Below are 12,273 nucleotides of genomic sequence, written 5' to 3'. Positions count from 1 at the left end.
TGGGGGGGTGGGGGTGGAGTGGGGGTGGAGGAGTTACGGGAGGCGGGAAGCGGAAACGGGATCAGGGGGGTACGGCGACCGCCCCGCCCGCTCAGCCGAACGCCAGGTTCACAATCCAACGGTGCTCACCCGGGGGACAACCCCCGAACCCCCGGCCGAAGGCACCCACCCCGGCCCCGCTCAGCCGAACGCCAGATTCACAATCCAACGGTGCTCACCCGGGGGACAACCCCCGAACCCCCGGCCGAAGGCACCCACCCCGGCCCCGCTCAGCCGAACGCCAGATTCACGATCCAGAAGCAGACCGCCGCCACCAGGGCAGCCGCCGGCATCGTGATGAACCAGCCCAGGATGATGTTCTTCGCGACGCCCCACCGCACCGCGTTCACGCGCTTCGTCGCGCCCACGCCCATGATCGCCGACGTGATGACGTGCGTCGTGGAGATCGGCGCGTGGAAGATGAAGGCCGAACCGAACATGATCGACGCGCCCGTCGTCTCCGCCGCGAACCCCTGCGGCGGGTCGAGCTCGATGATCTTGCGGCCCAGCGTCCGCATGATGCGCCAGCCGCCCGCGTACGTACCCAGCGAGAGCATCACCGCGCAGGCCACCTTCACCCACACCGGGATCTCGTCGCCCTGGCCCTCCACATCGGCGATGACCAGCGCCATCACCACGATGCCCATGGTCTTCTGCGCGTCCTGGAGCCCGTGTCCGAGCGCCATGCCGGCCGCGGAGACCGTCTGGGCTATCCGGAAACCGCGTTTGGCCTTGTGCGGGTTGGCGTTCCGGAACATCCACATGATGCCGACCATCACCAGATAGCCGATGACGAGACCGACGATCGGCGACAGGAACATCGGGATGACGATCTTCTCCAGCACCCCGGTCCAGATCACCTCCGTCCCGCCGGCCAGCGCCGCGCCCACCATGCCGCCGAAGAGCGCGTGCGACGAGGAGGACGGCAGTCCGTAGTACCAGGTGACCAGATTCCAGACGATCGCCCCGACCAGCGCGGCGAACAGGATGCCCATCCCGCGCTGCCCGTGCGGTGTGGCGATCAGACCCTCACTGACGGTCTTCGCGACCCCTTGGCCGAGAAACGCCCCCGCGAGATTCATCACCGCGGCCATCAGGAGCGCCGCACGCGGGGTCAGGGCCCGCGTTGACACCGATGTCGCGATCGCGTTCGCGGAGTCGTGGAAGCCGTTGGTGTAGGTGAAGCCGAGCGCGACACCGATGGTCACGATCAGCGCGAAGGTGTCCACGAGGTTCAGGACTCCTTGACCGCGATCGTCTCCACCGTGTTCGCGACGTGTTCGAACGCATCGGCGGCTTCCTCAAGCACATCCACGATCTGCTTGAGTTTGAGGACCTCTATCGCGTCGTACTTGCCGTTGAAGAGGTGGGCGAGGAGCTTGCGGTGGATCTGGTCGGCCTGGTTCTCCAGGCGGTTGACCTCGATCCAGTACTCGGTGAGATTGTTCATCGTGCGCAGGTGCGGCATCGCCTCGGCGGTCAGCTCCGCCGCCCGCGCCAGCACCTCGATCTGCTGCTCGACGCCCTTGGGCAGCTCCTCCACCTGGTAGAGGACGACCAGGTCGACGGCCTCCTCCATGAAGTCCATGATGTCGTCGAGCTGCGAAGCCAGGTTGTAGATGTCCTCGCGGTCGAACGGCGTGATGAAGGAGGAGTTGAGCTGATGGAAGATCGCGTGCGTGGCGTCGTCCCCCGCGTGCTCCGCCGCCCGCATCCGTTCCGCGATCTCGGCACGGGCGGAGGAATCCGCTCCGAGGAGTTCCATGAGGAGCTTGGAGCCCGTGACGATGTTGTCCGCGGACGCGGCGAACATGTCGTAGAAGCTCGTCTCCCTGGGGGTCAGACGAAAGCGCACGGGTGATCCTCGGGTTACATCGGATTCGGTCAGGGGTGATGCTAAGCGCATCATCCGGCCACGGGTAACCCGCGTCCTTCAGTGTGCTGCATCGGACACGACCATCATGACGTGCCCCTGCCCCTACGCGGGCGACTGGGTATCATATACCTACCTGGGGTATTTACTCCCATAATGGACATTTCATACGAACCCCTCACCTGGAGGACGCGATGACGACCACCGAGGCGGCCGGCGCGGCGACCGGCGACGCGACCTCCGCCACGGCCACCCCGGCCGCCGACGAGATCGTCACCGATCACGACCGGGGAATCCACGGCTACCACCAGCAGAAGGACGAACACCTCAAGCGGCTGCGCCGGATCGAGGGCCAGATCCGCGGCCTCCAGCGGCTCGTGGACGAGGACGTCTACTGCATCGACATACTCACCCAGGTCTCGGCCTCCACGAAGGCACTCCAGTCCTTCGCGCTGCAACTGCTGGAGGAGCATCTGCGGCACTGCGTCGCGGACGCGGCGGTCAAGGGCGGGGACGAGATCGACGAGAAGGTCCAGGAAGCCACGAAGGCGATCGCGCGCCTGCTGCGGACCTGACCCGGGCGTCCGGCCCCCTGGGGCTTCCGTCCTCGCAGGTCGTGCGAGCGGGTCGTGCGAGCGGATTGTGCGAGCGGATTGTGACCTGCGGGGTACGGGTGTCCGGGCGACGTACCCCCCGCCCCACGGACGACTCGCCGCCGACCTGACCCGGGGACCTTCCTGGGGACGGAACCTGCCGCGTACGACCCTCCTACGGACGATCACGCCCCGGGGACCCGCGCCTGCCGGTGCTCAGCACCGGCAGGACGATCTCTCGGCGTGGTCCGCGCCCGACCGGTCCGTGCCCGCCCGGTCCGCGCCCACGTTCAGCACCTCGTCGATACGGTCGGCGCTGAGCCGGTCCCCGTCCGCGGCCGACGCCGCGATCATCAGCTCTCCGCAGAGTTCGATCTCGGCGAGGGCCACGTGGTCCTGGACGGTGGGCGTGCGCAACGGAGCCACGTGCGTTCACCTCTTCCTGCCGGTGTCGTCCTCCTGGCGGTGTCGACTGCCGACTCCCCAGGGTAAGGAGGATGAGGCGTGACGCGCATGGCACGTCCGGACCATTTACACCGTGATCTTCCCGGTGAAGATCTGGTCCTTCGGGGGGAGCCGCACCCCTACGGGGACCCCGAACTCGTACAGCAGCGTGGTCGACGCGACGGCGACCGTACGGCCCTGATTCCGGTAACTGAACTGGTGGCGGACCTTGCGCAGCCGCCCCTCGTCGTCCAGATAGACGTCGAACGGCACGACGTCGTCGGCGAATCCGCGCGCCGCCGCCGCCAGCGCCTCGCGCGCGTACGGCGCCGCCCGCTTCGCGGCCCGGCCGATATCGGTCACGCCCCGGTAGTGCGTCACCCGGACTCCGGCCAGCTCCTCCTCGCCGACGAGGACCACGTCCTTCCCGGCGCGCAGCAGTTCGGCGGCGGTCAGCGGATCGGTCGCTCCGCCCGTGACCAGATTGCCGTCGGCGAGGGTGGTCGAGTCGAGCATCACCCACTTGTCGTCGGGCACCCCGGCGCCGCGGTTCTTCATGTAGAGGGCGGCGGGAGCAAGCAGTTCGGAGATCGGCCGGTGCGCGTCCGCGCCCGCCGGGTCCGGGGGAAGGACGACCGAGAGATGCCCCATCCGCTTCCGGAAGTCGTACCGGCCCTCGCCCCTGATGGTCACGCGCGTCCCGCCCGTCGCCATCACCAGCGAGGTCCGGGCCTTGGAACTGCCCGCCTCCACCAGCGAGTCGGCCGACCGCAGGACGGCCGCCGGATCACCGGTGGGCCGGTCGTCGGCCGCGGCACCCTCACTCCCGGAGCATCCCGCCGTCCCGGTCACGACCCCCGCCACCGTCACGGCGGCGGCGACGACCGCCACGCCCCTGCGCCGCCTGTGCTGCTGCACCATCGCCTGCCAACCCCCAACGCCCTACCGTTGCTTGCCGTCGTCCGTCGTCCGCCGTCGTTGACCGTTGACTTTCTGGACCTTCCACGACCGTTGACCTTCGTGGACCTTCGTGGACCTTCGTTGACCGTCGTTGCCCGCTGACCGCCGACCGTTGTTTCCCACTGCTCGCACTGCTCGCACTGCCCGCACTGCCCGCCGGCCGCCGTTCGCCCGCTTCGGGCATTTGGTGCTCTTCGCCTGTTCGCCGCCGCCCGTCCGGAAGTGGTCCGTCCCGACAGCCCCGGCCCGATCCCGACAGCCCTGTCCCGATAACGACGTTTGGCGCGTGCCGTCACGCACGGGTCGTCGGCGGGGAACGTACGCACGAGTACGGTGAAAACGTGCGCGAGCAAGAAGCCCCTGACCCGCCCACCCACTCCCCCCAGCTCTCCGCAGTCGCCCCGGACGGCCCCGGCACCCACCGCGTGTCGACCGTCGAGCGTGGCTCGTTCGCGCTGGCGCGCTGCACCTGCGGCTGGTCAGGACCGGCCAGGCGCTCCCGCGACCGTGCGAGAACCGATGCGGCCTCCCATCACGGGGCAGACTGACCTCACCGAGACCCGGGAGGCGTCCGATGGAACGGCGCGCATTGCTGGCGGGCGCACTGGCCGTGACCACGGCGGGCGTGGTGAGCGCCTGTACGGGTGGCCGCGCGGACGGTCCGCCGGGCGCCACGGCGAACAAACCCCCCGCGTCGCGCGGCACTTCCCCCGCGTCCCCCGCCTCCCCGTCCACGACCGCTCCGGCCGGACCGCCGCGCTGGGGCGCGCTCGCGTCGGGCCTGGACGGGCGCCTCGTACGACCGGGCGACGGCGCGTACGACACGGCCCGCCAGCTCTACAACACCCGCTTCGACCAACTGAAACCGGCCGCGGTCGCGTACGTCGCGGGCGAGGACGACATCCGCGAGTGCCTGGCCTTCGCCCGCGCCCACGGCACACCCGTCTCGATCCGTAACGGCGGCCATTCCTACGCCGGTTGGTCCAGCGGCAACGGGCGGCTCGTCATCGACATCTCCTCGCTCGACGGCCTCGGCGACGCCGCGTCGGACGGGGTGATCGGCGCGGGCGCGAAGCTCGTCGACGTCTACGGCGCGCTCGCCCGGAAGGACCGCACGATCCCCGGCGGCTCCTGCGCCACGGTCGGGATCTCCGGTCTCACCCTGGGCGGCGGGCACGGTGTCGTCTCCCGCGCGTACGGGCTGACCTGCGACAGCCTCGTCTCGGCGACACTCGTCACGGCCGACGGCAGGCGGCTGACCGCCGACGCCGAACACCATCCGGACCTGTTCTGGGCGTTGCGGGGCGCGGGCAACGGCAACTTCGGCGTCGTCACCGAACTCCGCTTCCGCACCCACCCCGCCCCGGACGGCGTCACCGCACACCTCAACTGGCCCTGGTCCAAGGCCCGTTCGGTGGTCGCGGCCTGGCAGGAGTGGGGCCCCGACCAGCCGGACGAGATCTGGTCCTCGCTCCATCTCGCGGTCGGCGCGGGCGGCGGGGCCGCCGACCCTACGGTCTCGCTGTCCGCCTTCACCCTCGGCACCGAGTCCGACCTCAGGAACGCCGTCGACCGGCTCGCCGACCGCGCGGGCTCCCCGGCGAGCCTGGTCGCGCTGCGCCCGCGCGGCTACGAGGAGTCGATGCTGGCGTTCGCCGGCTGCGCCGGGCTGAGTGACGAGCAGTGCCGGCTGCCGGGGACGACTCCGGGGCGGGGGAAGGACGGCGTACTGCGGCGGGAGACGTACGCGGCGACCTCCGACTTCTACGACCGTTCACTCCCGTCCCCGGGCATCGGCACGCTGCTGGCGGCCGTCGAGGACTTCAGCCGTATCGAGGTCGCCGACGGCGCGGGCGCGGGCACGATCACGCTGACCGCGCTCGGCGGCGCGATCAACCGGGTGGACCCGCCGGCCACGTCCTTCGTGCACCGGGGCTCCCGGATGCTCGCGCAGTACGTGGCTTCCTGGCGTCCCGGCACGCCCGGCACCAGACAGCGGGCATGGCTGAGAACCAGCCAAGATTCGCTGCGCCGGTACGCATCGGGCGCGGCGTACCAGAACTACACGGACCCGGACCTGACCGACTGGCGCACGGCGTACTACGGCCCGGCGGCGGGACGGCTGAAGACGGTGAAGGAGCGGTACGACCCCGACCGCCTGTTCCACTTCCCGCAGGCGCTCTGAACTTCCCACAGGCGCTCCGACCGGCCTCCGACGCGCCGACGACTGCCGGCGGCCCTTCCGACGGCGGCCCTGGCGACGGCTTCCGACAGCCTCCGCCCCGGTCCCGGTTTCCCTACGCGGCGAGGTTGTTGTCGTCGGGCCGGGGCTCGGGGATGCCGAGCGGCCGGGTCCCCGGCTCGTCCCCGGTGTCCGGGCCCGAGCCCGCGGCCACGGCGTCCGACTCGGCGCGGTCGGCGTCACGCGCGGCCCGTGACCGGACGAGCGACCCCGCCCGGCGCGACCGGCAGACCGCGGATACCAGTGGGGTGAGCAGCGCCAGGGCGAGCGGCGCGAGGAGCAGCACCACGGCCGTTCCGAGGGCGAACCCGCCGATCACGTCGGTCGGGTAGTGCACGCCCACGTAGACGCGGCTGAAGCCCTCGACGAGCGCGAGCCCGATGGCGGCGAGGCCGAAGCCGCGGTGGGCGACGAAGATGCCGACGCCGAGGGCCATGGCCAGCGTGGCGTGGTCACTGACGAAGGAGAAGTCGGTCCGGGCGGGCGCGAGGACGTCGAGCCCCCGGTGGTCCACGAAGGGCCGGTCGCGGGCGACGAAGTCCCGGATCGGGATGTTGACCAGCAGCGCGGCCCCGGCGGCGAGCGGCGCCCACAGCAGCCCGGCTACGGCGGCCACGGAATCCTCGGCCGCCCCGCGCCGACGCACGCTCCACCAGCACCAGAGCAGGAGAAGGACGAGCCCGACGACGATTCCGTACTCGCCGGCGTACCGCATGCCCCGGTCGAACCAGCCGGGTGCCGACCCGGCCAGGCCGTTGATGTCCTGGAGCAGGCTGACATCGGGGTTCGACCCATCGATCGCGAGTCCAGCCATCTGCCGCGGCCCCTTGCCTTGTCTTGCCTCGTCGCCCACGACGGCACGCCTTCGGGCGTGTCGTTCCCACCAACCCCCGTGGTGCTTGCGGTCAGTGCTGCGCGATCAACGCCACAGCATCAGTCCAGGGAACGGCCTCATACCCCCGCAGGTTCCAGTCTTCACCGGACGATCTCCAGGACGTTATCGAAGAGTGACACATCGTCCCAGCTCAGAGGGGTGAACGAACGGGTAATTCCGGCCATGGGCCTCCTGGAATCGCCCGGACTCCACCCTTCCGGGTGTCAACTCCTGGCCTCTCCCGCATCCGGCCGAACCGACGCACTGTCAGCCGTTCTACGCACCGGACCGCCGCCCGGCGGGCAGATCGGTCGGCAGCGATTTCGCGCCGTCCTCGGTGACGCGGGTGGCCCCGAAGTAGTCGGGCGTATCGATCTTGTCGAACCGGATCACCGCGCCGGTGTACGGAGCGTTGATCATGTACCCGCCACCGACGTAGAGCCCGACATGCCGGATGGCCCGCGAGTTGGTGAGATCGTCGGAGAAGAACACCAGGTCCCCGGGCATCAGCTCGTCGCGCGACGGGTGCTTGCCCGCGTTGTACTGATCGTTGGCCACCCGCGGCAGCTCGATCCCCACGGTCCGGTAGGCGGCCTGCGTCAGCCCCGAACAGTCGAACCGCCCCTGCTGCTCGGGCGTCCCGTTGCCGCCCCACAGATACTTCGTGCCGAGCTTCTGCTGCGCGAAGTAGATGGCGGCGGCAGCCTGCCGCGAGGGCTCGACGCGGCCGACGGGGCGGGCGAAGCTCTGCTGGAGGGTGGTGATGACCTTCACGTAGTTCTGGGTCTCGCGGTACGGCGGGACACCGCCGTACTTGATCACCGCGTACGCGCCCGCGTTGTACGCCGCGAGCATGTTCTTCGTCTGATCGCCCGGCACATCGTCGACATACCCGGCGAGTTTGCAGTCGTACGAGGCGGCCGACGGGATCGCGTCGTTCGGGTCCCACACATCCCGGTCGCCGTCCTTGTCCCCGTCGACGCCGTGCGCCGCCCAGGTGCCCGGGATGAACTGCGCGATGCCCTGCGCCTTGGCCGGACTCACGACATCCGGGTCCCAGCCGCTCTCCTGGTACAGCTGAGCGGCGAGCAGCGCCGGGTTGATCGCCGGGCAGAGATTGCCCCACTGCTGCACCAGACGCTGGTACTTGGCCGGCACGGCCCCCTTGGCCAGCGCCACCGCGCCGCCTCCACCACCGACGAGCCCGGCGGCGGCGGAGTACGTACCGACGACGAGCAGCGCGACGAAGCAGAGACTCAGCCCCAGCCCGACCACACCCGCCACCCAGAATCTACGCACCCCTCAACCCTCCCCCATCCGGCCAACGACCACCGCTATTTTCCCGCCTGTCGTGTCGGTGCTATTCGGACATGCATCCACGGGAACGACTGTGCCACAGGGGCGGCCGGAAGGTCAGGGCGAACTGACGGGCGCTCAGGCGCGGGGTGGGGGCGCGTCCACGGACCAGAAGTCGTCGCGGACGTCGGGACGCTGGGGGTACCCGCCCTCGCGTTGGGGGGTGTTCGGCCGGGTCAGGGGGTCGGCGACGTCGGACTTGGCGAAACACGGCGTCGTGATGGAGAAGAAGAACTGGCCTTCTCCGGCGACGGCGATCCTCATACGAAATCCGTCGGGCGTGGACGCATACATGGCGGGCAACTCCTCACTCGCCCGTACACCGGTGACCTGGTAACCCCGAGCCTTCCAGTTGCGCTCCACCACACCGAGCAGGCTGCCTCGTCGTTCCCTGGAGACGACGGTCATCACGGCGATCCGCCGCTTCACCGAACCGGTACCCGCCATATCACGGCACTCGCTGTCGTGCGACGGACCATGATTCCACCGGAGTGCGGGTCTGATTCCGTCCAGTGTTTCCCCCATGATGGAGTCAGCCTTGATCGCGGCTTCTTGCATATTCACACCCGACGCCTTCCCTTCTCCGTCGCTTTCCCCGAAGGGACCCGTGCATCCCGGTGCCAATGCGACCAGGAGTAGCGCGCCGATCGCTCGAACACCCCTCATCGACGCTCCTGACCCGTGACCAGGCGGCCCTGACCCGCAATGATCAGGGCGATATTGTCCGCTGATTCCTCGTCCTTCCCCGGATCGAAATAGTTGGAGTGCGCCCGCACCCCGCCCATCTCCAGAACCGGATGCGGCCCGTCATCCACCCTGAATCTCCTCGCTCCGAAGTCCTCGTGCGCCGGGTCCGTGCCGAACCAGATCTCGCTCTTCGCCGTCTGCGCGTCCTGTGCGACGAACGCCATCACCGCGCCACCCGCCGCCCCGGCCGCCGCGCCCACCGGTCCGCCCAGGGCCGCGCCCACCGACGCCCCGCTCAGGGCGCCCATTCCCAGGCCCTGGGCCTCGGCCTTCGCCGGCATGCGGGTCACCGGGTCGTTCTCCGCCGCGCCGACATAGACGTGTCCCCTGCCCACACCCAGCTCCTCCGCGGAATTCGCGCCCGTTCCCGGGCTGCCCACCAGAACAATGTCGTCGACACCCGGAATACCCCCGTCGTGCTGCGCCGCCTGGCCCACGGTCAGAGAACCGTACGAATGGCCCACCGCTGTCAGATGCGGATTCTCGTGCTCGTTCGTCGCCTCGATTCCCGCCATGAATTCGCGGTACGCCGACGCCCCCGCCTCCGCGTGACCGGTGAACATCACGTCCGTGTTTCCCGTGATGTCGTCCACGGACAGCTGCGGCGCGTCATAGCCGAGCCACACGATCGACGCCGTGGACGTGTCGTACTCCAGTGCGCCCACCATCGTGTCCCTCGCCCGCCTCAGATCGTCCTCCGCGAATCCGGCGTCGAGTCCCGTTCCCAGCCCCGGCACATAGGCCGACACGTTCCGCGCCGTGTCCGGATTCCCGTACGACACGATCGCCCGGCCGTTTCCCTCGTCCCCGATGCCCAGCAGAAACATGGGCGGATGCCCGCCGGCCCGTAGTTGCTCGTCGATCGATCGCAGCCCCGCCAGCATCGTCCGCGATCTGTCGTCGTCCAGTCCCTCCAGCCTGCCCATGAGCAGTGCGAGGTTGTCGCGGTTCGCCGCGTCGCGGACCGTCGCCGGGATGCCGTCGAGGTTGCCGATGAGGTCCGGGTGGACCGCCAGGTACTCCTCCCGCTGCTCCGCCGTCAGGCCCCGCCACCACGCCAGGCGTTCGGCCGCCGTCCCGTCGCGCGGGATCGCGTCCCGCAGGTAGTCCGCCGTCAGCGCGCGCACGGCCGTGGCGTCGGCGCTCGTGTCCGCCCACATGGCGCCGGTGACGGTCAGCCCGTCCCGCGCGGTCAGGTTCCGCAGCGTGCGCGCGTACCGCGTGTCGGTCTCCGCCGCCTCGCTCACCGCCCGGGCGATCCGGTCCGCGACGGCCTGTGCCTTCGCCGCGAGCGGGTTCGGACCGGTGAGCCCCGGTGGCGGGGCGGAGACCGGATACGCCTGGCCCGACGCCGTACCGCCCCTCAGCTTCTGCTTCGTGAGCGGGTCCTCGCCGGCCTCGGGGTAGCTCACGGACCCGTCCGGCCCCACCGTGAACCGCAGCGCGGCGGCGTCGTCCAGCGCGTCCCGCAACCGCCGCTGCGAGCCCCGCAGGTCCTGGGCGAGGCTGTTGAGCGTCGTGCGGACCAGCCCGCACTCCGTGTAGATGTACTGGAAGTTCCGCGACAGCGCCCGCAGGCGTCCCACCGCCGCCCGCGCCGCCTCGCCCTCCTGAGTCGCGGTCAGCCCGGCGAGGAGTTGCTTGTCGATCCGGTCCCGGGCGGCGTCCGCGCGGTTGCTGGCCCTGCCCCAGCCGTCCGCCGCGTCCTCCAGCCCGGCGCAGCCGACGTCCCGTAACTGCGTCCAGGTGAGCCCTCCGAGCCCACCACCACTGCCCCTCACCGCCCGGCCCTCACACCACGGCCGACGTCTGCTCCGACGTCCGCTCCGGCGCCCGCCCCTGGGCCGACCCCCACGGCGTCAGGGCCCACATCAACCCCCACGTCAGGGACCGCGTCGAGCCCCACCAGTCCCGACCTCACCGCCGCGTCCCGCTCACCCTGCGTCCTCGCCACCGCCCGCAGCCGGCCCGCCAGAGTCCCGCACTCGTCCCGGGCTGCCTCGATGCGCCGTTCCCATGACGTACGTACGCTCCCCAGGACCGCGACCGCGCTCAGCCCCTCCCCAGACCCCGCCACGCCCTCGTGCGCCGTTTCGAACTCCGCGCCCAGGCGCGCCAGCTGGGTACGCATCACCTCGGCCCCGCCCGCCGCCCGGGTCCACGGCCCGTCGCTGTGTCTCAGCCGCTCCCCGCCGCCCCCGCCCGACGACCCCGCTCCCGGCACGGGCCCCGCACCCGCCCCGTCAGGCCCGTCGACCAGTGCCCGCAAACCGCCCGAATCGCCCGCCATGCCACCCGCCCTGTCCTCTGTTGTCCGGGATGCCGGGTGGCACTGTCCCAATCCGGAGCGGGCGAAAGGCGCGGGGAAGGGGGAGCGAAGGGACCGCCGCCGGGCCCCGGAACGGCCGGAGGCCCGTTCCCCGTTGGCATCGGACGCCCTCGGCAACAGCCGGGCGTCCCACGCGGGTTCACCCGTACGGTGGGCCCCGCTCGCGCCCTCGGGTGGCGCACGGATGGCGCACGGACGCAAAACCTCGGCGGGGTCAAGGGTGCACAACGCCAATCATTGCCCGGAGTCACTCTCCGTGATACACAGAGTGACCGTGCGCGTATGCGCCTTCACCGGTTCATGACGCAGGTCAGGGCGACCGGGTCGGTCAAACGTGCGGGGATCGGGTAAAGAGACCCGCCAAGTGGGCTTACGAGGCCGGTTCCATCAGCGAAGATAGAAGGCGATCCGTGCCGCCGGGCGCGGGCACTTAACAACCCAACAGGGGCGGTGAGTTGCATGGACGAGAAGGGCGACATCAACACCATCATCGGTGGTATCGCTCCGAGCTGGGGGCCCTTCGGGAACCTGGGCACCGAGGCTCGCATCATTGTCGAGGTGGTGATGGCCATCGCCATCCTGCTCTGTCTCGCCATCGCGATCTGGGGTGCCGCCAAGCAGCGTATCGGCGCGACCGCGCTGCGGGACACCTTCAGCGCGGAGCAGGGCAAGGGGCTGATCGTCGCCGGGCTGACCGGTGTCTTCATCATCGGGTCCCTCGGGACGGTCTTCACGATTGTGTACGGCATGGCTGTCTAGCGCCGCGCATCGGGCCGGCCCGCGCCGGGTACGCCTGTCCCGTACACCGGCCCCGGG

The 12,273-nt window shown here is 70.3% G+C and carries 11 protein-coding genes; 3 read left to right on the top strand and 8 right to left on the bottom strand.

Features of this window, described 5'->3' with window-relative positions; genetic code table 11:
- Positions 1 to 269 precede the first annotated feature (269 nt).
- Both OG875_RS16640 and OG875_RS16635 read right to left on the bottom strand, forming a co-directional pair.
- Positions 270 to 1,268, bottom strand: coding sequence for an inorganic phosphate transporter (locus OG875_RS16640; RefSeq protein ID WP_330175008.1), 999 nt, complete (start codon positions 1,266 to 1,268; stop codon positions 270 to 272).
- A gap of 5 nt (positions 1,269 to 1,273) precedes the next feature.
- Positions 1,274 to 1,894, bottom strand: coding sequence for a DUF47 domain-containing protein (locus OG875_RS16635; RefSeq protein WP_330175007.1), 621 nt, complete (start codon positions 1,892 to 1,894; stop codon positions 1,274 to 1,276).
- A gap of 212 nt (positions 1,895 to 2,106) precedes the next feature.
- Between OG875_RS16635 and OG875_RS16630 the strand changes: the two genes are divergently transcribed.
- The gene (locus tag OG875_RS16630; RefSeq protein ID WP_330175006.1) at positions 2,107 to 2,487 is read left to right on the top strand and encodes a metal-sensitive transcriptional regulator; all 381 of its coding nucleotides are present in this window, start codon (positions 2,107 to 2,109) and stop codon (positions 2,485 to 2,487) included.
- A gap of 234 nt (positions 2,488 to 2,721) precedes the next feature.
- Here the strand turns inward: OG875_RS16630 and OG875_RS16625 are convergent, their stop codons facing one another.
- Positions 2,722 to 2,931, bottom strand: a complete 210-nt coding sequence (locus OG875_RS16625; RefSeq protein WP_330175005.1) for a hypothetical protein — start codon at positions 2,929 to 2,931, stop codon at positions 2,722 to 2,724.
- Between the two features lie 105 nt (positions 2,932 to 3,036).
- Positions 3,037 to 3,870, bottom strand: coding sequence for a hypothetical protein (locus OG875_RS16620; protein WP_330175004.1), 834 nt, complete (start codon positions 3,868 to 3,870; stop codon positions 3,037 to 3,039).
- A gap of 613 nt (positions 3,871 to 4,483) precedes the next feature.
- On the opposite strand from OG875_RS16620, the gene OG875_RS16615 reads away from it, so the two are divergent.
- Positions 4,484 to 6,094, top strand: a complete 1,611-nt coding sequence (locus OG875_RS16615) for an FAD-binding oxidoreductase (protein ID WP_330175003.1) — start codon at positions 4,484 to 4,486, stop codon at positions 6,092 to 6,094.
- 112 nt (positions 6,095 to 6,206) lie between these two features.
- Here the strand turns inward: OG875_RS16615 and OG875_RS16610 are convergent, their stop codons facing one another.
- From OG875_RS16610 to OG875_RS16595, 4 genes are all read right to left on the bottom strand, one after another.
- On the bottom strand, positions 6,207 to 6,965 hold the full coding sequence (locus OG875_RS16610; protein ID WP_330175002.1) for a phosphatase PAP2 family protein: 759 nt from the start codon (positions 6,963 to 6,965) through the stop codon (positions 6,207 to 6,209).
- Between the two features lie 336 nt (positions 6,966 to 7,301).
- Entirely contained in the window at positions 7,302 to 8,324 is a 1,023-nt protein-coding gene (locus tag OG875_RS16605; RefSeq protein ID WP_330175001.1) for a C40 family peptidase, read from the bottom strand.
- Positions 8,325 to 8,459: 135 nt separating this feature from the next.
- Positions 8,460 to 8,828, bottom strand: a complete 369-nt coding sequence (locus tag OG875_RS16600) for a hypothetical protein (RefSeq protein ID WP_330175000.1) — start codon at positions 8,826 to 8,828, stop codon at positions 8,460 to 8,462.
- Between the two features lie 215 nt (positions 8,829 to 9,043).
- Entirely contained in the window at positions 9,044 to 10,909 is a 1,866-nt protein-coding gene (locus OG875_RS16595; protein ID WP_330174999.1) for an alpha/beta hydrolase, read from the bottom strand.
- Between the two features lie 1,007 nt (positions 10,910 to 11,916).
- Between OG875_RS16595 and OG875_RS16590 the strand changes: the two genes are divergently transcribed.
- On the top strand, positions 11,917 to 12,216 hold the full coding sequence (locus tag OG875_RS16590; RefSeq protein ID WP_330174998.1) for a hypothetical protein: 300 nt from the start codon (positions 11,917 to 11,919) through the stop codon (positions 12,214 to 12,216).
- The last annotated feature ends 57 nt before the right edge of the window (positions 12,217 to 12,273 follow it).

Source organism: Streptomyces sp. NBC_01498 (assembly GCF_036327775.1).
GTDB lineage: Bacteria > Actinomycetota > Actinomycetes > Streptomycetales > Streptomycetaceae > Streptomyces.
Note: the sequence above shows the minus strand (reverse complement) of the source record. Positions and strands in the feature narration are given on the sequence as shown.